The sequence below is a fragment of the Zetaproteobacteria bacterium genome (genome assembly GCA_003696765.1).
Lineage (GTDB): Bacteria > Pseudomonadota > Zetaproteobacteria > Mariprofundales > J009 > RFFX01.
This window is the reverse complement of record RFFX01000031.1, coordinates 1-22,301: the sequence shown is the minus strand read 5'-3', so window position 1 is coordinate 22,301 and position 22,301 is coordinate 1. Positions and strand designations below refer to the sequence as shown.

Below are 22,301 nucleotides of genomic sequence, written 5' to 3'. Positions count from 1 at the left end.
ACAGTCGCTTACATGCGCAAGCCCCCGTTTTGCGCGGCCGTCCTGGCCGCGAATGCCGACTTCTTGCGAAGTCGTCATTCATGTTCGATCAACAGATGGCCCTGGACGGTGACCTGCAGCCGCCACCCCGGCGCCAGCCAGGTGGTGGCGTGCTCCTCGACGATCAGCGCCGGCCCCGACAGGCGGCAGCCGGCGCCGAGCCCGGCGCGGGCGAAACAGGGCACCCTTCCCGTGCCGACCACCTCGGAGGCGCCGCAGGGGGCGGGTGCAGCCAGCGCCGGTTCGATCGGCGGCAGCGTGATCGGCTCCCCTTCGGCGGTGGCGATCAGCCGGAGGGTGATGATCTCCACCGGCAGATCGAGCCGGTGGCCATAGGCGCGCAGGTGGGCCTGATGAAAGGCCCGGGCCATCTCCTCCTCTTCCTCCGCCAGCGGCAGGGTGAGGTGGAACCCCTGGCCGCGGTAGCGCAGATCGACCAGCCATTCGTGCTGCAGCCGCAGCCCCCCCATCACCGCCTCCACCTCGGCGGCGAGCTGCTCCTTCAGCCGGGCCAACGCCTCCCCGCCGCAGGCGGAGAGCGGCAGCCGACAACTGCGCGAGCGGTCGCTCTGCCGTCGGCCAAGCAGCATGCCCAGCGCCGAGAAGGCGCCGCTGGCCCGCGGCACCAGCACCCGATGCATCTCCATCGCCTCGGCCAGCGCGCAGGCGTGCAGCCCGCCGGCGCCACCGAAGCAGAACAGCGTGAAATCGCGCACATCAATGCCGCGCGCCACCGACACCCGGCGCAGCGCCCCGGCCATCTGCTCCTCGGCCAGCCGCACGATGCCACCGGCCAGCTCCTCCGCCGTCATCCCCATGCCGGCGGCCATCTCCGCCATGCGCGCGCGACAGGTATCGCGATCGAGCCCCATCCGCCCGGCCAGCCGCGTCTGCGGCGGGATGCGCCCGAGCAGCAGGTTGGCGTCGGTCACCGTCGGCACCCGGCCGCCCCGCCCGTAGCAGACCGGCCCGGGATCGGCGCCGGCCGAGCGCGGTCCCACCTTGAGCAGACCGGCGGCGTCGCGCCAGGCGAGCGAACCACCGCCGGCGCCGATGGTGTGGATGTCGAGCATCGGCAGGGCCAGCGGCAGGCCGGCGATGCTTCCCTCAGTGGTGCGGGCCAGCCCCCCGTCGATCAGCGCCACATCGGTGCTGGTGCCGCCCATATCGAAGGTGAGCAGCCGCTCCAGCCCCAGATCCGCCCCCACCCGCCAGGCGGCGACCAGACCGCCGGCCGGGCCGGAGAGCACCATGCGCGCCGCCTCGCTGCCCGCCTGCCCGGCCGACATCACCCCGCCGGCGGAGTGCATGACGAAGAGGTGGCGCGGCTGGAGGCGTTCGGCGAGGCGACGCAGGTAGCGCGCGACCAGCGGCGCAACCGAGGCGTTGAGGAAGGTGGTCGCCGCCCGGGCAAACTCGCCGGCCTCGGCCAGCAGCCGATGCGAGGCGCTCACCCACGGATGGTCCGCCAGCGCGGCGACGATCGCCTCTTCCTGCTCCGGCCGCAGAAAGGAAAACAGGGTGCAGACGGCGACCGCATCGTAGCCGGCGGCACGGGCGGCCGCCTCGGCCAGATCCTCCTCGGGCACTGGATCGTAGTCGCCGTCGGCGCCAACCCGGCCGCCGACGCCGAGGCAGTCGTCGCGCGCCAGCCACGGCTGATGCGGCGGATCGTCCAGCCGGTAGAGGGCGCGCCGCTGCTGACGGCCGATGGTGAGCAGATCCTCCATGCCGCGGTTGGTGATCAGCAGGGTGCGCACCCCCTTGCGTTCGAGCACCGCGTTGGTCGCCACCGTCGAGCCGTGGACCAGATGGAGCCGCTCCGGCGCCAGCCCGAGCGCCGCAACACCGGCGAGGATCGCCCGCGCCGGATCGTCGGGGGTGGAGAGCTCCTTGTGGAAGGTGAGCCGGCCGTCGGCGAAGAGAACGAAGTCGGTGAAGGTGCCGCCGGTGTCGACACCGAGCAGAAGCGGAGTCGTCAGCCGTTGCGCTCCAGCTTGGTCACCAGCACCGGGCAGTCGGCGTAGCGCACCACATGCTCGGAGGTGGCGCCGAGCAGCAGGTGCATCAGGCCGGTGCGGCCGTGGCTGCCGATGACGATCAGGTCGATGCCGTGGCCGGCGGCATAGTGGCAGACGGCATCGGCCGGCTTGCGCAGGCTCACCTCGACCACACAGCGCGGCTCCGGCTGGAGCATCGCGGCCAGCTCGGCCAGCCGGCTCTTCGCCGAGGCCACCAGCGTCTCGGTCAGGTCTTCCATCGCCGGCATCATCGGCTCGCCCATCTCCGGCAGGTAGTACTGGGGGGCGACGATGTGCAGCAGGGTGAGGTCGGCGGCGAACTTCACCGCCAGATCGGCTGCGGTGCGCACCGCCTGATCGGCGGAGGGGGAGAAGTCGGTCGGTGCGAGGATGTGGCGGATCGGGCGCACGATCAGCTCCAGAAGTAGCCGTCGGTCGGCGAGGAGGCGGAGGCGAAGGCGCGTTTGGCCATCCGTCCGGCCAGCCAGGCGGCGCGACCGGCGCGCACCGCGTCGCGCATCGCCCGCGCCATCAACAGCGGATCGCGCGCCTCGGCGATGGCGGTGTTGATCAGGCAGGCATCCACCCCCAGCTCCATCGCCTGGGCCGCATCGCTGGCCGTACCGATGCCGGCATCGACCACGATCGGCACACCGGCCCGCTGCTTGATCACATGGATGTTGAATGGATTGGCCAGGCCGCGACCGGAGCCGATCGGGTTGCCCAGCGGCATCACCGCCACGCAGCCGACCTCCTCCAGCCGGGTGGCGACGATCGGGTCGTCGTTGGTGTAGACCATCACCTCGAAGCCGTCGGCGACCAGCGCCTCGGCCGCCTTGATCGTCTCGACCACGTTGGGGTAGAGCGTCTGGGCATCGCCGAGCACCTCGAGCTTGACCAGGTTCCAGCCACCGGCCTCGCGCGCCAGCCGGAGCGTGCGCACGGCATCCTCGGCGGTGTAACAGCCGGCGGTGTTGGGCAGGATGGTGTAGCGATCGGGATCGATGTAGTCGAGCAGATTCTCCTTGCCCGCCTCGGTGATGTTCACCCGCCGCACCGCCACGGTGACCATCTCGGCCTCCGCCGCCTCGACCGCCGCCCTGGTGGTCGGAAAATCCTTGTACTTGCCCGAACCGACGATCAGCCGCGAGCGGAAGCGGTGGCTGCCGATCACCAGCGCGTCGTCGTCCTCACCCTGTCGTGCCATGCAAACCTGCTCCTTTTCCGGACGGATCCCGCATGCGCCGCATGCTGCCAGAGCAGGGGACGAAGCCCAAACCCGACATCCCCGCGCCGGCAGCGATCGCATCGGCACCGCTCCCTGGCGGGTCGGCCTGCGCCCCCTCCACGATCGACCTACCGGGCTGGACCCGGCGGGGGGGATCCGGCTAGGCTTGCTCATTGCAAGCGGCGGCCTTGGCAAGGCGCCCGAAGCGCGCTCTACGATCCCCGTGAAGCCAAAAAGTCCATGGACGGGCTTTTTGCGATTCGATCACCAATGACGGAAAGCGAGATACGGCACCTCAACATGATCCTCGAGGAGATGAACAGCAAGATGTCCCTCGTCCTGGAGGGCTATGCGGCCCTGGATGAGAAGGTCGAGCGATACCACCGTGAGGCCAAGGAAGATCACCGCCTGGTGATGGACCTGCTCAAGTTCTCCCACAAGGAGCTGGACGGAAAGATCGATGCCGTGCACGAGGAGCTGGACGGGAAGATCGATGCCGTGCACGAGAAGCTGGACAAGAAGATCGATGCCGTGCACGAGGAGCTGAAAGAGACGAGGGAAGAGTTGGCCGCAAGGATGGATGCGATCGGCGGGAAGGTCGAAGCGCACGAAGAACGGATCACCATCCTGGAGAGGAAGGTCGCCTGATCGCTCCGCCGGCGCCCGCCCACCATCCGGAGACGAAGGCGCCCCCTACCCGCTCCCGTGCACCTCACCCGCCTCCGATCATCTGCACGATCTCGATACGATCGCCCTCGGCCAGCTCCGTCTCCTCCCAGCGACTGCGCGGCACCACCGCAAGGTTGCGCTCGATGGCGATCATCCTCGGCCGCAACCCCAACTCCCCGACCAGCTGTTGCAGGGTACGGGCCCCCACCTCGCGCTCCTCGCCGTTGAGCAGAATCTTGCGCAAATCCGGCAAAACCGACCTCCATCGCCACCGTTTCCGGCCAAAAACGGCATAAACCGCCGCATTCCGTTGACCGACCGGGCGCACGCTCCTAGCCTGAGCCGCATGCTGCCAGAGTGCGAGGAGAAGCCCAAGCGGTTGCCTCTGCCGGACAACTGGCCGGGACTGGCCCAGGGGCTGGAGCAGACGGTGGCGCTGCTCCGCCGCGGGGAGGAGGGAAAGGCGGAGCAGATGCTGCGCGACCTGGCCGCGTTCGCCCCCTCCGACCCCCGTGTCTGGTACCTCTTCGGCAAGCTGGAGCAGCGTCGCGGTGCGATCGCCCGCGCCCGGGTCCACTACCGCAAGGCCAAACGGCTGCGGGAGGAACAGCAACCGCAGCAGGCAGAGGAGGTTCCTGGCTCGATGCGCATCGCCAAGCTGCTCCACAGCCAGGGAGAGACCGCACAGGCGTTGGCCATGCTCGACCGGCTGCTGGCCCGCCGCCCCGACGATATGCGGCTGATCCGCCTCAAGCACCGCTGGGAGCGGGAGGGGCAAGGGGGGGCGCACGCCATCTCCCCGGAGGCGGCGGGCGCGTTGCAGCGGAATCGAAGTTGACCGTCTCCATCCTGGTGTTGCACGGCCCCAACCTCAATCTGCTGGGCCGGCGCGAGCCGGAGCGCTACGGCAGCGAGACCCTGGCGCAGATCGACGGCCGGCTCGCCGCGCTGGCCGACGAGCTCGGCGTGGCGCTCACCAGCTTCCAGAGCAACAGCGAGACAGCGCTGGTCGACCGCATCCAGCAGTGCGAGGCCGATGGCATCATTATCAACCCGGCGGCCTACACCCACACCAGCGTGGCGATCCGCGACGCCTTGCTGGCGGTGGCGCGCCCCTTCATCGAGGTGCATCTAAGCAACATCCACCGCCGCGAGCCGTTCCGCCGCCGCTCCTACCTGTCGGACGTCGCCCTCGGCGTGATCTGCGGCCTGGGGGGAGAGGGCTACCTGCTGGCGCTGCGCGCCATGCACGCCCATCTCACCCGACGCCGCTGAGGACATCCCACACCAACGCGAGCAAAGGGAAGGATCATGGACATCGCCTACATCCGAAAGCTGGCCCGACTGCTGCAGGCGTCGGACCTGACCGAAATCGAGGTCCACGAAGGGGAGGCGTCGGTACGGCTCACCCGTACGCCGGCGGCTCCCCTACCGGCGACGGAGGCGGCACCCGCCGCGACGGCACCCGCCTCCCTATCCACACCTCCTCCCGCCGCCGCACCGGCCGGGGCGCCGGAGCAGCAACCGCATGACGACAACGGCTACACCGTCACCTCACCGATGGTCGGCACCTTCTACCAGGCCCCATCCCCCGACGCCGAACCCTTCGTGCGCATCGGCAGCCGGGTCAACAAGGGGGATACGCTCTGCATCATCGAGGCGATGAAGCTGATGAACGAGATCGAATCGGAGTACAGCGGTGTGGTCACCCGGATCCTGGTCGAGAACGCCACACCGGTGGAGTACGGTCAACCGCTCTTCGTCATCACCCCGGCCTGAGGCGCCGATGTTCCACAAGATCCTGATCGCCAACCGCGGCGAGATCGCCGTGCGCATCATCCGCTGCTGCCGCGAGCTGGGCATCAAGAGCGTGGCCATCTACTCCGAGGCCGACCGCGACGCCATGCACACCCGACTGGCCGACGAGGCGGTCTGCGTGGGCCCGGCCGCCCCCAACCTCTCCTACCTCAACATCCCGGCGGTGATGGCCGCCGCCGAGGTGACCCATGCCGAGGCGATCCACCCCGGCTACGGCTTCCTCGCCGAGAACGCCGAGTTCGCCGAGATCGTCATCGAATCGGGCTACACCTGGATCGGGCCGACACCGCAGTCGATGCGTGCCATGGGCGACAAGGTCAAGGCCAAGGCGCTGATGCGCACCGCCGGCGTGCCGCTGATTCCCGGCTCGGACGGTGCGGTCGGCACCATTGAGGAGGCCAGTGCCGCCGCCGACCGCTGCGGCTATCCGATCCTCATCAAGGCGGCGGCCGGCGGCGGCGGCCGGGGCATGAAGGTGGTCTACCAGCAGTCGGCGCTGACCAACGCCTTCCTCATGGCCAAGAGCGAGGCGGCGGCCGCCTTCGACGACGACACCCTCTACATCGAGAAGTTCCTCGAAACCCCGCGCCACATCGAGGTGCAGGTGCTCGGCGACCGCCACGGCAACATCGTCCACCTGTTCGAGCGTGAGTGTTCCATCCAGCGCAACAACCAGAAGGTGATGGAGGAGGCGCCCAGCCCCTTCTGCGACGAGGAGACCCGCCGACGGCTCTACCGGGCGGCGGTGGCGGCGGCCCGGGCGGTGGAGTACCAGGGGGCCGGCACCATCGAGTTCCTGATGAACGCCGATCGCTCCTTCTACTTCATCGAGATGAACACCCGCATCCAGGTGGAGCACCCGGTGACCGAGTGGATCACCGGCGTCGACCTGATCGAGTGGCAGATCCGGGTGGCGGCTGGCGAGCGGCTGGCCTTCGATCAGGAGCGGCTCAAGATGAAGGGGCATGCGCTGGAGTGCCGCATCAACGCCGAACACCCCTTCAAGTTCACCCCAGCGCCGGGGACCATCGAGCTCTTCCACGCCCCCGGCGGACGCAGCGTGCGGGTCGACGCCGCCATCTACAGCGGCTACACCATCCCCCCCTTCTACGACTCGATGATCGGCAAGGTGATCACCCATGCGCGAACCCGCGACAAGTGCATCCGGCGCATGCAGCGGGCCATCGACGAACTGGTGATCAGCGGCGTGACCACCAACCAGGAGCTGCACCGGAGAATCCTGGCCAACCCGGCGTTCCAGGCGGGGAGCTTCGACATCCACTTCCTGGAGCGGTGGCTGGAGCAGCTCAGCGAGGAGTAGCCCCCCGCTCCGGCCGGGGGCTCAGCCGCACTTGGAGTCGCCGCACTCCAGACAGGTGTTGCAGTTGTCCAGCCGCACCACCGCCATGGCGCCGCACTTGTCGCACTGGCCGCCGCGGGCGGCGGCATCCGCCCCCAGCCGCGCCTTGGCCTCCTTGCGCTTGGCCTCCAGCTCCGGTGTGGCCAGCTGGCCGTCCATCATGCCGATGCCGATCAGATGCTGCTGGATCACCTCGCCGATCTCGGCCACCAGCGAGGGCATGTACTTGCCGCCGCGCTTGTAGTAGCCGCCGCGGGGGTCGAACACCGCCTTCAGCTCCTCGACCAGGAAGGTGACATCGCCCCCCTTGCGGAAGATGGCCGAGATCACCCGGGTGAGCGCCACGATCCACATGAAATGCTCCATGTTCTTGGAGTTGATGAAGATCTCGAACGGCCGCCGGTGGCTGCCGCCGTCGGGATCCTCGATGACGATGTCGTTGATGGTGATGTACATCGCATGCTCACTCATCGGGGTCTTGATCTTGTAGGTCGACCCCTGCAGCACGTCGTCACGTTCGAGCAGCGGCGCGATGCTGGTCACATTCCCGTCGCCGCCATCCTCCTGCTTCTCCTTCGGCGTCACCACCTCGTAGCCGACGATGCGGCCGTCGATCCTCCGCGGTGCCTCAGAACTTGCCATAGTATCCCTCCTTCAAGGCGTCGAACAGGTTGGCGGCGCTGTGGACCTCGCCGTCGTACTCGACCATCTCGTTCCCCTTGCACTCCACCGTCGAGCCATCCTCCAGGGTGAAGCGGTAGGTGGTGTTGGCCAGATCCTGCTCCTTGACCAGCACCCCCTGGAACACCTCGGGATTGAAGCGGAAGGTGGTGCACCCCTTCAACCCCTTCTCATAGGCGTACATGTAGATCTCCTTGAACTCCTCGTAGGGGTAGTCGGTCGGCACGTTGGCCGTCTTGGAGATCGAGGAGTCGATCCACTTCTGCGCCGCCGCCTGCATGTCGACATGCTCCCTGGGGGTGATCGTATCGGCGCTGACGAAGTAGTCCGGCAATCCCCCCTCCGGGGTCGCATCGGGATCGACCAACGTGCGGTAGGCGAGCAACTCGTAGGAGTAGACGTCGACCTTCTCCTTGCTCTTCTTCCCCTCGCGGATCACGTTGCGCGCGTAGTGGTGGGCGAAGGAGGGCTCGATACCGTTGGAGGCGTTGTTGGCCAGGCTCAGGCTGATGGTGCCGGTCGGCGCGATCGAGGAGTGGTGGGTGAAGCGGCACCCCCGCTCGGCCAGCGCCTCGACCAGCGCGGCGTCCTCGGGATCCCCGGAGGCGGCCAACTGCTGCATGTAGCGCGAGTAGCGCGCCCACAGCACCCGTCCGGGAACCTCGTCGCCCACCGCGATGCCGTCTCGGGCCATCTCCGGCCGCCGGCGCATCATCTCCTCGGTGACGGTCACCATCTCGTCCATGATCGGCGCCGGCCCCTTCTCCTCGGCCAGCTCCAGCCCGACGCGGTAGCCGGTGCGGGCCATCTCGTAGGCGACCTGCTCGGTGAACTCCTGCGCCTGCCTGGAGCCGTAGCGCACCCGGAGCATGGTCAGCGCGCTGCCCAGGCCGAGGAAACCCATGCCGTGGCGCCGCTTGCGCATGATCTCCTCCCGCTGCCGCTCCAGGGGAAGGCCGTTGATCTCCACCACGTTGTCCAGCATGCGGGTGAAGACCGCCACCACCTCGCGGAACCGCTCCCAGTCGAAGGAGGCGGCATCGGTGAAGGGGTCGCGCACGAAGCGGGTCAGGTTGATGCTGCCCAGCAGGCAGGCGCCGTAGGGCGGCAGGGGCTGCTCGCCGCAGTTGTGGGCGTGCAGACCGTTGGCATCGAAGGTGTGGATGCCGGGGACCTGTACGTCGAAGACCTCCTCGCAGCCGTCGGGGGAGAGCCCCTCCACGGTGGCGACGAAACGCTCCCGCTCCAGCCTGCCTCGACACCGCCCCAACAGGCTCTGCAGGCGGATCCACTTGTCGCCGTCGGCGAAGCCGACACGCGTCGCGAAGACCTCCAGGTTGCCGCCGGAGACGACCAGCACATACCGCGGGCGCCCCGCACCATCCGCATGGGGACAATGCCGGATGGCCGAGACGATGCCCAGGCGCAGCAGCATGCGCTGCACCGCATCCAGCAGCAACCGGTCGCACCCCTCCAGCCGCACGGAGGGCTCCGCCCCGCCCGACACCCCGAGGACCGTACCGTCGGCGTCGAAGAGGCCGCGCAGGAAACCCTCGTAGAAGTCGGACGACGCCCGCTCCATCGCCGGGGTGATCGCCCGTTCGCCCGGGCGCAACCCCACCCCGAAGGCCAGATCGCACAGGGCGGTGGAGTGGAGCCGCCAGCCGCCGCTGCCGCCGACTTCCTGCCAACCGCCGCTGCCGTCCGATGGGGAGAGGCGACGGAGCGCCTGCTCCACCTCGATCATCAGGGCGTGGGCACCCCCCGGTCCGTCGGGCCCGTTGGCCTCCTTCCTGCCCGCCCATACCGAGAGGACGGCACCCCCCTCCTCCAGCGCGCCGGCGCCGACCAGCGCCCCCAGCAGGTAGCCCTCGTGGCGCCCCAGCGCGCCCGGCCAGCGCAGGTCGCGGTGGCGATGGAGCAGCACCCGGTCGCCGGGCCGCAGCGCTTCAGCCTCGATCCACTCCGTCTCCAGCACCCGGTCGGTCATGCGAATCACCCGTCGTACCCGATGATCGGCGGTCAGACGTAGCGCATACCCCTCGCGGGTGGCCAGCCGCACCACCTCCTTGTGTGCGGTGCGGAAGAAGCCCTCCTCGCCGCTGGCATGCACCACGCCGTCGACCACCGCCTCGAAGCGGCGGCCGATCAGCTCGGCCACCCGGCGCGGCCCGTCGGCGGTCTGCACCCAGGTATCGGCGGTGACGCAGGGGTTGGTCGCCCGGATCTCCTCGCACCACCAGTTGTTGTTCATCTCGTTGACCCGATCGATCAGGATGAAGCCGGGCTCGGCGTAGTCGTAGGTCGAGGCCATGATCACATCCCACAGCCGCCGCGCCTTGATGGTGCGGTAGACCTTGCAGGCCACCCGGCCGCGCTCGTCGCGGGTGCAGTTGGCCGGCGGGTTGGCCACCCGGCGGAAGACCACCTGGGTTTCGGGATCCTCCAGCTCGACCGGGCTGGCGGGGAAGACCAAATGCCAGTCGGCGTCGGCCTTGACCGCCTCCATGAACTCGCGGGTGATCAGACAGGAGAGGTTGAACTGGCGCAGCCGGCCGTCCTCGCGCTTGGCGCGGATGAAGTCGATCACATCGGGGTGGGAGATGTCGAAGGTGCCCATCTGCGCCCCCCGCCGGCCGCCGGCGGAGGAGACGGTGAAGCACATCTTGTCGTAGATATCCATGAAGGAGAGCGGCCCGGAGGTGTAGGCGCCGGCACCGGAGACATAGGCCCCCTTCGGCCGGAGGGTGGAGAACTCGTAGCCGATGCCGCAACCGGCCTTCAGCGTCAGCCCCGCCTCCCGCACCATGGTCAGGATGCCGTCCATCGAATCGGGAATGGTGCCGGAGACGGTGCAGTTGATGGTCGAGGTGGCCGGCTTGTGCGCCCCGGCACCGGCGTTGGAGACGATGCGGCCGGCGGGGATGGCGCCGTTGGCCAGCGCCCAGCCGAAGCGGTGGAACCAGAACTCCCGCTTCTCCTCCTCTTCGACCTCGGCCAGCGCGCGCGCCACCCGGGTATAGGTCTCCTCGATGGAGCCGTCCACCGGCGTGCCGTCGTTCGCCTTGAGCCGGTATTTCCTGTCCCAGATGTCGATGCTGGCCGGCTGCATCGGAACCGCATCGACCGCCTGTTGCTCCTCGCGCCTCGTTTGCACCTGCAGGTTGTGCATACGCCCTCCTTCGAACCAGAATTTTTGATGGAATCGCAACAAGTCCGTCCATGGACTTGTTGCTTGACGGGAATCGAAGAGCGCGCTCTTCGATTCCCTTACAAAACAGTTGCCTCTATGGGGAAACTCCCGTGTTGCGCGACACGCCCACGCCGCGGATGATGGTGTCTTGCGGAACCATCACATGTCCGCGGCGGCCCGAACGATGAACACAAGATGTAGTGTGTCAAGAAGAGGGAGGGACACAACAGATTGTGTTTTCTCCCTAAACAGCTTCTCCACAAACCATCCACACGGGCCAAGGGTTTGAGGGCAAAGCGATTCGCCCGATCTCATCCACAGGGAGGCGCCATCCGGCGCCGGGGAGCGCGCCCGCGCCGGGGAGCGGAGGTGGCGCCGCGCGGCCGCCGCCGCCAGAATCGGCGCCATGTCCGCACGGCTGCTCGACGGCAAGGCACTCTCCACCCGCATGCGTACCGCCATGCGCGACGAGCTCGCCGGGCTCACCCGCAGCGTCGGCCGCCCCCCCGGGCTTGCGGTGGTCCTGGTCGGCGACGATCCCGCCTCACAGATCTATGTGCGCAACAAGAAGCGGGCCTGCCGCGACCTGGGCATCGACTCCTTCTCCCACCATCTGCCGGCGGAGACGAGCCAGCGGCAGTTGCTGGCGCTGATCGACGAACTCAACCGCGATCCCCGGGTGGACGGCATCCTGGTGCAACTCCCCTTGCCGCCGCAGATCGACACCCATGCGATCATCGAGGCGATCGATCCGGACAAGGATGTCGACGGTTTCCATCCGCTGAACGTCGGCCGGCTGGCCGCGCGCGCACCGGCGCTGCGCCCCTGCACCCCCTACGGCTGCATGCGGCTGATCGCCGAGACCGGCATCGACCTGCACGGCCGCGAAGCGGTGATCGTCGGCGCCTCCAACATCGTCGGCAGGCCGATGGCCATGGAGCTGCTGCTCGCCGGTGCCACCGTCACCGTCACCCACCGATTCACCGTCGACCTCGCCGCGCACATCGCCCGCGCCGATCTGGTGGTCGCCGCCGCCGGCAAGCCGGGACTGGTCCAGGGAGAGTGGATCAAGCCCGGCGCCATCGTCGTCGATGTCGGCATCAGCCGCCTGGCCGACGGCACCCTCTCCGGCGACGTGGTCTTCGAGAGCGCCGCCCGTCGCGCGGGGTGGATCACGCCGGTCCCCGGAGGGGTCGGCCCGATGACCATCACCATGCTGCTGGCCAACACCATCTCCGCCTTCCGCGCACACCACGAGCGCGGGCGATGAACGCCACCGACCGGCCTTCCAAGGGGAAACCATTGCAACAGACCGCCCTCCACCACCAACACACCGAGCTTCGCGCCCGCATCGTCCCCTTCGCCGGCTACGCCATGCCGCTGCAGTACCCGACCGGCGCGCTCAAGGAGTACCACGCCGTGCGCGGCGACGACGGCGCCGGGCTGTTCGACATCTCCCACATGGGCCAGATCCGGGTCGAAGGGCGGGAGGCCTTGGCCTTCCTGCAGCAGGTCACCACCAACGATGTCACCCGTCTGTGCGACGGCCAGGTCCACTATTCGGCGCTGCTCAACGAGGAGGGCGGCTTCATCGACGACATCACCACCTACCGCCTCGCCGCCGATCGCTACTACCTCTGCGTCAACGCCGCCAACCGGCAGGCGGATGTCGCCCACCTTGCGCGGCAGGCAGCGCAATACGCCGTCACGGTGACCGACGAGTCGGACGCCACCGCGCTGCTCGCGCTGCAGGGGGCAGGCGCCCAGGCCATGCTGCAGCCGCTGACCGACATCGACCTCGAAACCATCGCCTACTACCACTTCGCGCAGGGGGCGCTCTGCGGCGCGCCGGCCCTGATCAGCCGCACCGGCTACACCGGCGAGGACGGCTTCGAGCTCTATCTGGAGAACGGGCGGGCGGCCGAGGTGTGGCAGGCGCTGCTCGATGCCGGCGCCCTCCCGGCCGGGCTGGCCGCTCGCGACATGCTGCGCACCGAGATGGGCTACGCCCTCTACGGCCACGAGATCCACGCGCAGGTCACCCCGGTGGAGGCCAATCTGATGTGGATCACCGACATGGACAAGGGGCCGTTCATCGGTCGCGCGGCGGTCGCCGACCGCCTGCAGCAGGGAAGGCGCAAAGCACTGATCGCCCTGCGGCTGACCGAGCGCGGCATCCCGCGCGAAGGCTATCCGGTGCTGGCCGACGGCCGCAGGGTCGGAGCGGTCACCTCCGGGCTCTTCTCACCGCTGGCCGGCTGTGGCGTGGCGCTGGCCTACGTGGCGCCGGACCGGGCCGAATGCGGCGATCTCGCCGTGGAGATCCGCGGCCGCGCGGTGGCCGCGGAGCGCACCCGCACCCCCTTCGTCCGCAGCCGGGTGCGCCGGTCGAGGTAGCCCCCTCCCCGACGGCGCACCGCTTGAGATCAGTCGAGCGGCTCCGCCTCGTCGATCAGCATCACCGGGATATCGTCGCGGATGGGATAGACCAGCCGGCAGGCGTCGCACACCAGCCCATCCTGGTTGTCGTTGTAGTGAACCGACTGCTTGCACTTGGGGCAGGCCAGAATCTTCAGCAGATCCTCATCGATCATCATCGTCCTCCTGTCATGATTGATGGTTTCGCAAGAAACCATCATCTCGGCCACGGACGGCCGCGCAAATCAAGGGCTTACGCAAGCAAGTGATTGACTTGTAAGGCAATATGAGGTCGCACTCTTCGATTCCCGTCAAGCAAAAAGTCCACGGACGGACTTTTTGGCGATTCGATCATGATTGCACCACTTCCGACCGCCGCAGCGGAAAGCTGTCCACGGCCAGCGCCCGAGCGGTCGCATCCGCAGCCTGCCGCAGCAACGCCACCTGCTCCGCATCCAGCGTCCCGTCGGCGACCAACCGCTCCAGCCACGCCGCATACTCCTCCCGCTCCGGGCGGAAGCGCACCCCGCGCCGGGCCAGTTGCGCCTCCAGCGGGTCCGCCGCCCGACAAGCGGCCAGCGCGGCGTCGAGCCGTCCGACCGGATCGGCGGGATCGCTGCTGACCGCCATCCCCTCGGTGAGCGCGGCCAACAGCGCCTCGTCCTGCTGCACCGCCCGGGCCAGCCGGCGGCCCAGCGCGTCGTCGGGCGGGGCCATGCGCCGACCAAACGGAAAGAGCAACAGCCGCAGCAGCGCGCGCGCAGGTGCGGCCAGCGGCAGGTTGGCGATCAGCGCGAGCAGCGCCTGCTCCGCCCGGTGGAGCGCGTAGCGGCAGGCCCAGTCGAGCACCGGTCGCTCGGCGCGCGGGCTGCCGCGCCGGTTGAACCCCTCCAGCGCCGAGGTGCAGAGGTACTGCCAGGCCAGAGCGTCGGCCAGCCGGCCGCTGATCGCCTCGTTGCGCTTGAGCCCGCCGCCGAGCAGCGCCAGTGCCAGGTCGGTCAAGAGCGCAAACAGCGCCGCCATCCGCCCCAGATGCTGGTAGTAGCGCCGCTCCCCGCCCGCGGCCGGCGCCCGCGCCCAGCAGGCGTCAGAGAGCCCAAGCAGCAGCGCGCGGCCGGCATTGACGGCGAAGGCGAACAGATGGCGGCGCAGCAGGGCGTGGAAGGCCGCCTCCCCCCCGTCTGAAGCGAGCAGCTCCCGCTCGCGCCGCAGGAACCGGTGGGCGCGCATCACCCCCTGGCCGAAGATGATCATGCCGCGGGTGAGGATGTTGGCCCCCTCGACGGTGATGGCGATGGGCAGCGACTGGTAGGCGTGGGCAAGGTAGTTCGACGCCCCCTGGCAGATCGCCCGCCCGCCGTGCAGATCCATCGCGTCGTTGACCACACGGCGCATCTCCTCGGTCAGGTAGTGCTTGACCACGGCGGTGAGCACCGCCGGCGTCACCCCGCCGTCGATCGCCGCCAGCGTCATCCTGCGGCCGGCATCCATCAGATAGAGGCGGCCGGCGATCGCCGCCAGCTTCAGCGCCACGCCGTCGAAATCGCCGATCGGCCGATGGAACTGGCGCCGGATGCGGCAGTAGCGCGCCGAGGTATACAGCGCCAGCTTGCCGGCGCCGCAGGCGAGCGCGGGCAGCGAAATCCCCCGGCCGGTGGCCAGCCGCTCCATCACCATGCGCCACCCCTGGCCGATCCGCTCCCCTCCGCCGATCACCTGCTCCAGCGGGATGAAGAGGTCGCGCCCACGGAGCGGCCCGTTGTGGAAGGCGGCGCCGATCGGCCGGTGGCGCCGCCGCTGCAGCCCGGGCAGATCACCGGGCAGCAGGGCCAGCGTGATGCCCAGATCCTCCACATCGCCGAGCAGATGGTCGGGATCGCTGGCGTGGAAGGCCAGCCCGATCAGGGTGGCGATCGGGGCCAGCGTGATGTAGCGCTTGTCGAAGGTTAGGCGGAAGCCGAGCGTCTGCTTCCCCTGCCACTCGCCCCGGCAGACCACGCCGCGGTCGCGCATGGCCGCGGCGTCCGAGCCGGCCCACGGCCCGGTGAGGGCGAAACAGGGAATCTCCTCGCCCGTGGCCAGCCGAGGCAGGTAGTACTCGCGCTGCCGGTCGGTGCCGTAGGCGATGAGCAGCTCCGCCGGCCCGAGCGAGTTGGGCACCATCACCGTCACCGCGGCGGTCACCGAGCGGGAGGCGATCATCTGCACCACCGCCGAATGGGCGGCGGCGGAGAAGCCCTTGCCGCCGTAGCGCTCGGGGATGATCAGGCCGAAGAAGCCCTCCGATCGGAGGAAGGCCCACACCTCCGGCGGCAGGTCGCGGCGCAGCTCGTTGATCTTCCACTCGTCGAGCATGGCGCAGAGGGTGCGCACCGGCCCGTCGAGGAAGGCCCGCTCCGCCGCGTTCAGCGCATGGTACTCGGGCAGCCGGCGCCAGTCGGGCCGGCCGCGAAAGAGCTCACGCTCGAAGCCGACGCCGCCGGCGGCCAGCGCCTCCTCCTCGGTGGGCGACATCGGCGGCAGCTGCCGGCGCAGACGCTGATAGAGGGTCATGAATGATCAGATCGCAAAAAGTCCGTCCGTGGACTTTTTGCTTGACGGCAATCGAAGAGCGCGGTCTTCGATCGCCTTACAAAACCTTCGCTTGCATACGCAAGCTTCGGCTTTGCGCGGCCGTCCATGGCCGCGATGATGGCTTCTTGCGAAACCATCATGAATCGACCACCTCCACCGGTCGGCCGTCGGCCAGGGTCAGCCGCGCGCCGCGATCCAGCAACTCGATCGGCAACTGGGCGATGCCGATCGCCCCGCCCGCCCCGTCGTCGGCGGCGCTGGTCATCCGCCCCACCTCCGCCTGCCCGGAGCAGAGCGGCGCCGGCAGTGCCGGGGCGGGACCGTCGAGAGCGAGCCGGCAGATCCGCTTGCGGATGGCGCCGCGCCAGCGCATGCGGCTGGTCACCTCCTGCCCGACATAGCACCCCTTGTCGAAGCTGACCCCGCCGCGCTCGATCAGCCCGGCGTTGAGCGGGTAGCCGCTCCAGTCGACGCCGAAGCGGGGGATGCCGCGCAGGATGCGGCCGCGCTCGATTATCTCCTCGTCGACCCGCTCCACTCCGGCCAGCTCCGGCTGCTCCACCGCCACGATCCACACCCCCTCGTCGGCCGCCTCGGCCTGCGGCCAGGCGTGGTCGAGACCACGGGCCAGCGCCCTGCTTCCCGGCCCCTGCAGCGACCAGAGCCGCCGCGCAGAGGGAGCGATGGTCAGCGTATAACCGAGGCTGAAGCGCCTCAGCCGGGCGCACGCCTCCTCCCGCGCGCAGGCCGGCACGATCAGCAGCCACCCCTCATCCCCCTCCGGGGCGAACCAGAGATCGCACACCGCCTTGCCCTGCGGGGTGAGCAGCGCGGCAAGGGTGAGCCGGTCGGCCGCCGCACGCGCCACATCCTGGGTGATCTGCCCCTGCAGGTAGTCGGCGGCGCGCGGGCCACGCAGCTCCACCACCGCCCAGGCGGAGCGGAGGGCCAGTAGCGGTCGATCCAGCTTCATGCGGCGGGAGTCACCGGATCGCCAGAATCGAGGCGAAGTTGAGGCACTGGAACCAGGGCATCACCCGGGCGAAGCCGGCCAGATGGAGCCGGTGGAGATGCTGTTCGATGGTATCGGCATCCAACAGGGCATCGAAGGGCGTCGACGCTGCGGAGCGCCCCTCCTCCCCCTCCATCCCCCGCCGCTTGAAGGCGCCCTGCAACCCGACCAGCCGCTTGCCCACGACCTGATCCTCGAAGACCACCACCTCGCTGAGCAGCAGCGCCGCCCCCCGCTTCATGCCGTGACGGACGGCGCGCAGCAACGGCAGGCGGGCGCGATGGGGCAGAAACTGCAGCGTCAGGTTGAGCGCCACCACCGATGCATCGGCCACCCGGATGTCACGGATATCGGCACAGAGCGGCACCACCGGCGGCAGCCCCTCTTCCGGCGGAAAGCGGTCGCGACAGCGGACGATCATCGCCGGCGCGCTGTCCACCGCAACGATCCGGCACCGCTTGCCCCGGCAGCCGGCACGCAAGGCGGCGGTGGTGTCGCCGAGCGCGCAGCCGAGATCGAACAGCAGGCTGTCGTCGGCGGCATACTCCCCGGCGATCACCGTGCATAGCTCCAGCATCAGATCGTAGCCGGGGATGGTGCCGCGGATCATCCCGGGCAGCCCCCGCGCCATCTCCTGATCGAAGAGGAGCCCCTCCCCCCGACGGCGGTGGTGGAAGGTGTAGCCCTCCCCTCTCTCGCCGTCGCGCACCGTCATCAGAGAGCGGCCACCGCCAGCCCGGCCGCCTCATCCAGCGTCTGCGCCCAGCGCACGTCGATGCCGGCATCCCGGATGATCGCCCGCCCCTCCTCCTCATGGGTGCCGACCAGCCGCATCAACACGGGAAGGTCCTTGCGCACCTGCCGGGCGCGGGCGGCGACCAGACCGTTCGCGATGATGTCACAGCGGACGATGCCGCCGAAGATGTTGACCAGCACCGCCCGCACCTGAGAGTCGGAGAAGAGCAGCCGGAACCCCGCGGCGGCCCGCTCCACCGTCACACCACCGCCGACGTCGAGGAAGTTGGCCGGCCGCGCCCCCTTGAGCTGGATCACATCCATGGTGGCCATGGCCAGGCCGGCGCCGTTGACCATGCAGCCGATGTCGCCGTCGAGCGCGACGTAGTTGAGGCCGAAGGCAGCAGCCTCGCGCTCGCGAGCATCCTCCTCGTCGGGGTCACGCAACCCGGCCAGCTCCTGCTGGCGGAAGAGGGCGTTGTCGTCGATGGCCATCTTGGCATCGAGGGCGACCAGACGACCATCGGGGCGAACCACCAGCGGATTGAGCTCGATCAGCGAGGCATCGCAGCGGACGAAGAGCTCGAGCAGCCCCTGCAACAGCGGCCGCATCTCACCCTCCTCCACGGCGAGGAAGCGGGCGACCGCCGCAGCGGATGGCCCATCGATGCGATCGATCTCCTCCACCGGATAGCGGCCGATCGCCTCCGGCCGCTCGGCCGCCACTTGCTCGATCTCCATCCCGCCGGCCGGGCTGACGACGAAGGCCGGCCTGCCGCAGGCCCGGTCGATGAGCAGCGAGAGGTAGAGTTCCCGGCCGATCTCCACCCCTTCCTCGACGTAGAGGCGGCGCACCAGCCGCCCCTCCGCCCCGGTCTGACGGGTGACCAGCCTACGGCCGAGCAGGCCGCCGGCCGCCTGCCGCAACTCCTCCACGGAGCGGCACAGCCGCACCCCACCGGCCTTGCCGCGACCGCCGGCATGGATCTGCGCCTTGACCACCCAGGGGGGGCCATCGAGCGCCTCCGCCGCCGATACCGCCTCCTCCACGGTCGATGCCGCCCGCCCGCGCGGTGTCGGCACACCGAAACGGCGGAACAGCTCCTTGGCCTGATACTCGTGGATGTTCATCCTCGCCCGCCATCCGCCCTTCCATGGGAATCACACTCCGGCCTTCATGGCCCGGACCCTCCGCCCCGATCCCGTTTGCGATCACCGGTACGATCGCGCAAAACCGGAGGTTGCGCATGCAACCGACCGATTTGCAAGGGAATCGAAGAGCACGCCCTTCGATCGCCGTGAAGCCAAAACATCCATGGATGGACGTTTTGCGATCGGAGCATCGATACCAACCGGCTATACTCCACCCCGATGCCCACGACCACCGATGCACCGCTGCGCGTCTTCCTCCACGGCTGGGGACAGGCGCCGGAGAGCTGGAGCTGGAGCGACCGCATACCGGCCGGAGACGACCTGCTGCTCCCCCTCCCCGGCCACGGCAAAGCGGAGGAGGCACCGGCGACGGCATGGGTCGATCGGCTGGAGGCGCAACTGCCGCCGCAACGGCCGCTGCACCTGATCGGATGGTCGCTGGGGGCGATGCTGGCGCTGGAGATCGCCGCACGCCAGTACCGACGGGTCGTCCAGCTCGACCTCTACGCCGCCACCCCCTGCTTCCTCCGGCGCCCCGACTGGCCGCACGGCATCGACCGGCAGTCGCTGCACGCGCTGGTCGACCACCTCATCGCACGCCGGGATCCCGCCCGATTCGTCCGGCTGATGGTCCATGGCGTCATCGGAGATCGCGCACGGCTGCGCGCCTTCACCCGGGACTACCTCGCCTCCCTTCCGCCGCCGCAACCGGCCGGATTGCGTGCCGGCGCCGCACTGCTGGAGCAGCTCGACCTGCGCGCCACGGCCGCCGCCGTCCGCCAGCCGGTGACCCTGTGGCACGGCACGGAAGACCGCATCGTCCCGATCGCCGCGGCGGAGTGGCTGTCCAGGCGGCTGCCGCATGCCGAACTGCACCGTCTCGCCGGCCGCGGCCACATGCCGTGGATCGACGCAAGGGGGATGCCCCCGCGTCCGTGCCGGCTACACGGAAGATCGAGGTACTTGCAGGCGGAGGGCCGAACACGGACGATCGCGGTCGCCCCGAAGGGCACCGCCGATCCCCCACGGCCATGCAGGGTCGAAGCGCAAAACGTCCGGCCATGGCCGCGATGACGGTTTCTTGCGAACCCCTCATGCAACCTGTCCGACCACCGGCCATCATCCTGCGATTGGAGGCAACATCTTGACCGTCCACCCCACCTCCCCCCTTCCCCCCGACCGAAGCGAGGCAGACACCATCCTCCTCATCGAGAACGCGGCCTTCTTCACCCGCATCCTCAAGCAGCGTCTGCTTGCTGAGACGCCGTTCCGCGTCGTCGCGGTGGCCAGCCGCACCGCAGCGGCGGCGGCCCTGGCCCGGGAGGGCAAGCAGATCTTTCTTGCGCTGACCAACCTGGTACTGCCCGATGCATCGGACGGCGAGGTGGTGGAGATGCTGATCGGACACCACATCCCCTGCATCGTCTTCACCGGCCATGTCTCGGAGGAGCTGCGTGCCCGCATCCTGCAGCTGCCGATCATCGACTACGTCTCCAAGCGGCACGACTCCTGCGTCGACTACCTGACCACCCTGATCAACCATCTCCACCGCAACCGTCGCTATCAGGCGTTGATCGTCGACGACTCGCCGACCGCACGCTCCCACTTCGGCACCATCCTCTCCCGCATGATGTTCCGGGTGCTCGAGGCGGATAGTGGCGATGCCGCAACCCGCATGATCAAGCTTCACAGCGGCACGATCCGGGTGGTGCTGGTCGATTACGCCATGGAGGATGTCGACGGAGTGGAGTGGGTACGGGAGGCCCGCCACATCACCAAGGCCGACGAAACCGCCATCATCGGCATCTCCGGCACCGGTTCTCCCGCCCTGGCGGCGGCATTCCTCAAAAACGGCGCATCCGACTACGTGGCCAAGAACGCCCTGCGCGAAGAGATCCTCGTCCGCATCCTACTCAACCTCGACCGCCTCCACTACATCGAGGAGCTCAAGCACGCAGCGGCCCACGACTTTCTCACCGGACTGCACAACCGGCGATATTTCTACCCGGAAGCGGAGCGACTCTACGCCAACGCCGTCCGCGAGGGGATTCCGCTGGCCGTGGCGATGATCGACATCGACCATTTCAAGAAGATCAACGACACCCACGGCCACCATGCCGGAGACATGGTGCTGAAACAGCTCGCCATCATCCTCCAACGCCGGCTGCGTGACTCCGACCTGCTGGCCCGTTTCGGTGGTGAGGAGTTCTGTCTGCTCGCCATGGGAGTGGAGCGGCAGGATGCCGCCGCACTGTTCGAACAGATCCGCCGACAGGTCGCCGACAGCGTGATCGACACCGGCACAAACGAGATCCGCATCACCATCAGCATCGGGGTCTGCTGCGGTCCGGCGGATGGGCTGGAACGGATGGTCTCACTGGCCGACGACTGCCTCTACCAGGCCAAGAGAGACGGCCGCAACCGCATCTGCTGCGATGGAGGATGATCCGTAGCCGCGCATCGCCCCCATCGGGGTCGAACCATGACAACATAGCGTGATCTGACCGCAAAAAGCCCGTCCGTGGGCTTTTTGGCTTCACGGTGATCGAAGAGCGCGGCCGTTGCCGTTGTAAGAGCTGCACCGCATGTGCGACTCATGGTGGCATACCGTACGGGATGAACAAACAAATCCGGTGGGAATCCAAACATGGTAGCTCCGCAAGAAACCATCATCCGCGACCATCGATCATCATGAGTGCGCTCTACAGCGGCATGGCCGCGGCGATGGTCGTGCCCATCGGGGGGATGCTGTTGGCGGCGGTGGTGCTGTTCGTGCTGGACATCACCCAGACGAACGACGCCATCCGCCGCAACTACCCGTTGATCGGCCGCTTCCGCGGTCTGTTCACCCACCTCGGCGTCTTCTTCCGCCAGTACTTTTTCGCCATGGATCGAGAAGAGATGCCCTTCAACCGCGCGCTGCGCGACTGGGTCGATCGTGCGGCCAACAACCGGGAGAACACCATCCCCTTTGGCTCCACCCGCGACATCGGCCAGACCGGAAACATCAGCTTCGTCAACTGCCCCTACCCGACGCTGGAGCAGGACGCCGCAGCCGTCGAACCGATGGTCATCGGCCCCGACTGCCTCCATCCGTTCACCGCCCCCAGCCTGTTCAACATCTCGGCGATGAGCTACGGCGCCCTCTCCAGGGTGGCGGTGCAGGCACTCTCGCTGGGGGCGGCCCGTGCCGGCTGCTGGCTGAACACCGGAGAAGGGTGGCTTTCGCCCTATCATCTGGAGGGAGGATGCGACCTGGTGGTGCAGATCGGCACCGCCAAGTACGGGGTGCGCGACGAACAGGGACGCCTTTCCGATGCACGGTTGCGTGCGCTGGCGGAGATCGAGCAGGTGCGCATGTTCGAGATCAAGCTCGGTCAGGGGGCCACGCCGGGCAAGGG

General features: G+C 68.7%; 21 protein-coding genes. 10 read left to right on the top strand and 11 right to left on the bottom strand.

Translation table 11 applies throughout. The features are described 5' to 3' along the window. Nucleotides 1-74: 74 nt before the first annotated feature. Genes D6682_03145 through D6682_03135 form a run of 3 tightly spaced genes read right to left on the bottom strand, consistent with a single transcriptional unit; the run spans nt 75 to nt 3,267 of the window. Nucleotides 75-2,021 (bottom strand): hydantoinase/oxoprolinase family protein, encoded by a 1,947-nt coding sequence (locus tag D6682_03145; GenBank protein ID RMH51953.1) that lies wholly within the window; start codon nt 2,019-2,021, stop codon nt 75-77. Next, complete coding sequence (locus D6682_03140) at nt 2,018-2,548, bottom strand: universal stress protein (protein RMH51952.1); 531 nt, start codon at nt 2,546-2,548, stop codon at nt 2,018-2,020. The genes D6682_03145 and D6682_03140 overlap by 4 nt, the downstream gene beginning before the upstream one ends. Beyond that, nucleotides 2,473-3,267 carry a thiazole synthase gene (locus D6682_03135; protein ID RMH51951.1) on the bottom strand — a complete coding sequence of 265 codons (795 nt, stop codon included), beginning with the start codon at nt 3,265-3,267 and terminating at the stop codon, nt 2,473-2,475. The genes D6682_03140 and D6682_03135 overlap by 76 nt, the downstream gene beginning before the upstream one ends. Nucleotides 3,268-3,558: 291 nt before the next feature. Between D6682_03135 and D6682_03130 the strand changes: the two genes are divergently transcribed. Next, the gene (locus D6682_03130; GenBank protein RMH51950.1) at nt 3,559-3,936 is read left to right on the top strand and encodes a hypothetical protein; all 378 of its coding nucleotides are present in this window, start codon (nt 3,559-3,561) and stop codon (nt 3,934-3,936) included. A 64-nt stretch (nt 3,937-4,000) separates the two neighbouring features. Here D6682_03130 and thiS read toward each other — a convergent pair whose 3' ends face one another. Further along, nucleotides 4,001-4,201 (bottom strand): sulfur carrier protein ThiS, encoded by a 201-nt coding sequence (gene thiS, locus D6682_03125; protein RMH51961.1) that lies wholly within the window; start codon nt 4,199-4,201, stop codon nt 4,001-4,003. 102 nt (nt 4,202-4,303) lie between these two features. Here thiS and D6682_03120 point away from each other — a divergent pair, with 102 nt between their 5' ends. From D6682_03120 to accC, 4 genes are read left to right on the top strand one after another with little or no spacing between them, the layout of a single operon-like run. Next, entirely contained in the window at nt 4,304-4,795 is a 492-nt protein-coding gene (locus D6682_03120) for a hypothetical protein (protein RMH51949.1), read from the top strand. Beyond that, complete coding sequence (gene aroQ, locus D6682_03115; protein RMH51948.1) at nt 4,792-5,232, top strand: type II 3-dehydroquinate dehydratase; 441 nt, start codon at nt 4,792-4,794, stop codon at nt 5,230-5,232. Before D6682_03120 ends, aroQ begins: the two co-directional genes overlap by 4 nt. Before the next feature lie 36 nt (nt 5,233-5,268). Then, entirely contained in the window at nt 5,269-5,736 is a 468-nt protein-coding gene (locus D6682_03110) for an acetyl-CoA carboxylase biotin carboxyl carrier protein (protein ID RMH51947.1), read from the top strand. Between the two features lie 7 nt (nt 5,737-5,743). After that, on the top strand, nt 5,744-7,096 hold the full coding sequence (gene accC, locus D6682_03105; protein ID RMH51946.1) for an acetyl-CoA carboxylase biotin carboxylase subunit: 1,353 nt from the start codon (nt 5,744-5,746) through the stop codon (nt 7,094-7,096). Between the two features lie 21 nt (nt 7,097-7,117). On the opposite strand, the gene D6682_03100 is transcribed toward accC, so the two are convergent. Together D6682_03100 and D6682_03095 are read right to left on the bottom strand one after the other, a co-directional pair. Beyond that, nucleotides 7,118-7,777: a TSCPD domain-containing protein gene (locus D6682_03100; protein ID RMH51945.1), complete on the bottom strand. Its 660-nt coding sequence runs from the start codon at nt 7,775-7,777 to the stop codon at nt 7,118-7,120. Continuing rightward, nucleotides 7,764-10,988 carry a ribonucleoside-diphosphate reductase gene (locus tag D6682_03095; GenBank protein ID RMH51944.1) on the bottom strand — a complete coding sequence of 1,075 codons (3,225 nt, stop codon included), beginning with the start codon at nt 10,986-10,988 and terminating at the stop codon, nt 7,764-7,766. The genes D6682_03100 and D6682_03095 overlap by 14 nt, the downstream gene beginning before the upstream one ends. A 418-nt stretch (nt 10,989-11,406) precedes the next feature. Between D6682_03095 and folD the strand changes: the two genes are divergently transcribed. Together folD and gcvT are read left to right on the top strand one after the other, a co-directional pair. Then, entirely contained in the window at nt 11,407-12,279 is an 873-nt protein-coding gene (folD, locus tag D6682_03090) for a bifunctional methylenetetrahydrofolate dehydrogenase/methenyltetrahydrofolate cyclohydrolase FolD (protein ID RMH51943.1), read from the top strand. Continuing rightward, a complete protein-coding gene (gene gcvT, locus D6682_03085) occupies nt 12,276-13,406 on the top strand; it encodes a glycine cleavage system aminomethyltransferase GcvT (GenBank protein RMH51942.1) in 1,131 nt (376 codons plus the stop codon). Before folD ends, gcvT begins: the two co-directional genes overlap by 4 nt. 29 nt (nt 13,407-13,435) lie before the next feature. Here the strand turns inward: gcvT and D6682_03080 are convergent, their stop codons facing one another. The 5 genes from D6682_03080 to D6682_03060 all read right to left on the bottom strand — a co-directional run bounded on the left by D6682_03080 (nt 13,436) and on the right by D6682_03060 (nt 18,879). Continuing rightward, entirely contained in the window at nt 13,436-13,603 is a 168-nt protein-coding gene (locus D6682_03080) for a Trm112 family protein (GenBank protein RMH51960.1), read from the bottom strand. A 175-nt stretch (nt 13,604-13,778) separates the two neighbouring features. Next, a complete protein-coding gene (locus D6682_03075) occupies nt 13,779-15,980 on the bottom strand; it encodes an acyl-CoA dehydrogenase (GenBank protein RMH51941.1) in 2,202 nt (733 codons plus the stop codon). Nucleotides 15,981-16,137: 157 nt separating this feature from the next. Then, nucleotides 16,138-16,974, bottom strand: a complete 837-nt coding sequence (locus D6682_03070) for a folate-binding protein (protein RMH51940.1) — start codon at nt 16,972-16,974, stop codon at nt 16,138-16,140. A gap of 10 nt (nt 16,975-16,984) precedes the next feature. Next, nucleotides 16,985-17,728 carry a methyltransferase domain-containing protein gene (locus tag D6682_03065; GenBank protein ID RMH51939.1) on the bottom strand — a complete coding sequence of 248 codons (744 nt, stop codon included), beginning with the start codon at nt 17,726-17,728 and terminating at the stop codon, nt 16,985-16,987. Then, the gene (locus D6682_03060) at nt 17,728-18,879 is read right to left on the bottom strand and encodes an ADP-forming succinate--CoA ligase subunit beta (GenBank protein ID RMH51938.1); all 1,152 of its coding nucleotides are present in this window, start codon (nt 18,877-18,879) and stop codon (nt 17,728-17,730) included. Before D6682_03060 ends, D6682_03065 begins: the two co-directional genes overlap by 1 nt. A gap of 240 nt (nt 18,880-19,119) precedes the next feature. Between D6682_03060 and D6682_03055 the strand changes: the two genes are divergently transcribed. The 3 genes from D6682_03055 to D6682_03045 form a co-directional block, all read left to right on the top strand. Further along, nucleotides 19,120-19,974 carry an alpha/beta fold hydrolase gene (locus D6682_03055; GenBank protein ID RMH51937.1) on the top strand — a complete coding sequence of 285 codons (855 nt, stop codon included), beginning with the start codon at nt 19,120-19,122 and terminating at the stop codon, nt 19,972-19,974. Next, the gene (locus D6682_03050) at nt 19,763-21,346 is read left to right on the top strand and encodes a diguanylate cyclase (protein ID RMH51936.1); all 1,584 of its coding nucleotides are present in this window, start codon (nt 19,763-19,765) and stop codon (nt 21,344-21,346) included. Before D6682_03055 ends, D6682_03050 begins: the two co-directional genes overlap by 212 nt. 245 nt (nt 21,347-21,591) lie before the next feature. Beyond that, nucleotides 21,592-22,301 (top strand): FMN-binding glutamate synthase family protein (locus tag D6682_03045; GenBank protein RMH51935.1); only part of this gene is annotated, 710 nt, incomplete at its 3' end.

Bases quoted from the DNA above. Each gene is read 5' to 3' on its own strand.
- D6682_03050 (RMH51936.1), top strand. From the start codon at position 19,763: ATGCCGAACTGCACCGTCTCGCCGGCCGCGGCCACATGCCGTGGATCG.
- D6682_03135 (RMH51951.1), bottom strand. From the start codon at position 3,267: ATGGCACGACAGGGTGAGGACGACGACGCGCTGGTGATCGGCAGCCAC.
- D6682_03100 (RMH51945.1), bottom strand. From the start codon at position 7,777: ATGGCAAGTTCTGAGGCACCGCGGAGGATCGACGGCCGCATCGTCGGC.
- D6682_03130 (RMH51950.1), top strand. From the start codon at position 3,559: ATGACGGAAAGCGAGATACGGCACCTCAACATGATCCTCGAGGAGATG.
- D6682_03070 (RMH51940.1), bottom strand. From the start codon at position 16,974: ATGAAGCTGGATCGACCGCTACTGGCCCTCCGCTCCGCCTGGGCGGTG.
- D6682_03095 (RMH51944.1), bottom strand. From the start codon at position 10,988: ATGCACAACCTGCAGGTGCAAACGAGGCGCGAGGAGCAACAGGCGGTC.
- gcvT (RMH51942.1), top strand. From the start codon at position 12,276: ATGAACGCCACCGACCGGCCTTCCAAGGGGAAACCATTGCAACAGACC.
- D6682_03080 (RMH51960.1), bottom strand. From the start codon at position 13,603: ATGATCGATGAGGATCTGCTGAAGATTCTGGCCTGCCCCAAGTGCAAG.
- D6682_03060 (RMH51938.1), bottom strand. From the start codon at position 18,879: ATGAACATCCACGAGTATCAGGCCAAGGAGCTGTTCCGCCGTTTCGGT.
- D6682_03120 (RMH51949.1), top strand. From the start codon at position 4,304: ATGCTGCCAGAGTGCGAGGAGAAGCCCAAGCGGTTGCCTCTGCCGGAC.
- D6682_03065 (RMH51939.1), bottom strand. From the start codon at position 17,728: ATGACGGTGCGCGACGGCGAGAGAGGGGAGGGCTACACCTTCCACCAC.
- D6682_03075 (RMH51941.1), bottom strand. From the start codon at position 15,980: ATGACCCTCTATCAGCGTCTGCGCCGGCAGCTGCCGCCGATGTCGCCC.
- D6682_03055 (RMH51937.1), top strand. From the start codon at position 19,120: ATGCCCACGACCACCGATGCACCGCTGCGCGTCTTCCTCCACGGCTGG.
- accC (RMH51946.1), top strand. From the start codon at position 5,744: ATGTTCCACAAGATCCTGATCGCCAACCGCGGCGAGATCGCCGTGCGC.
- D6682_03110 (RMH51947.1), top strand. From the start codon at position 5,269: ATGGACATCGCCTACATCCGAAAGCTGGCCCGACTGCTGCAGGCGTCG.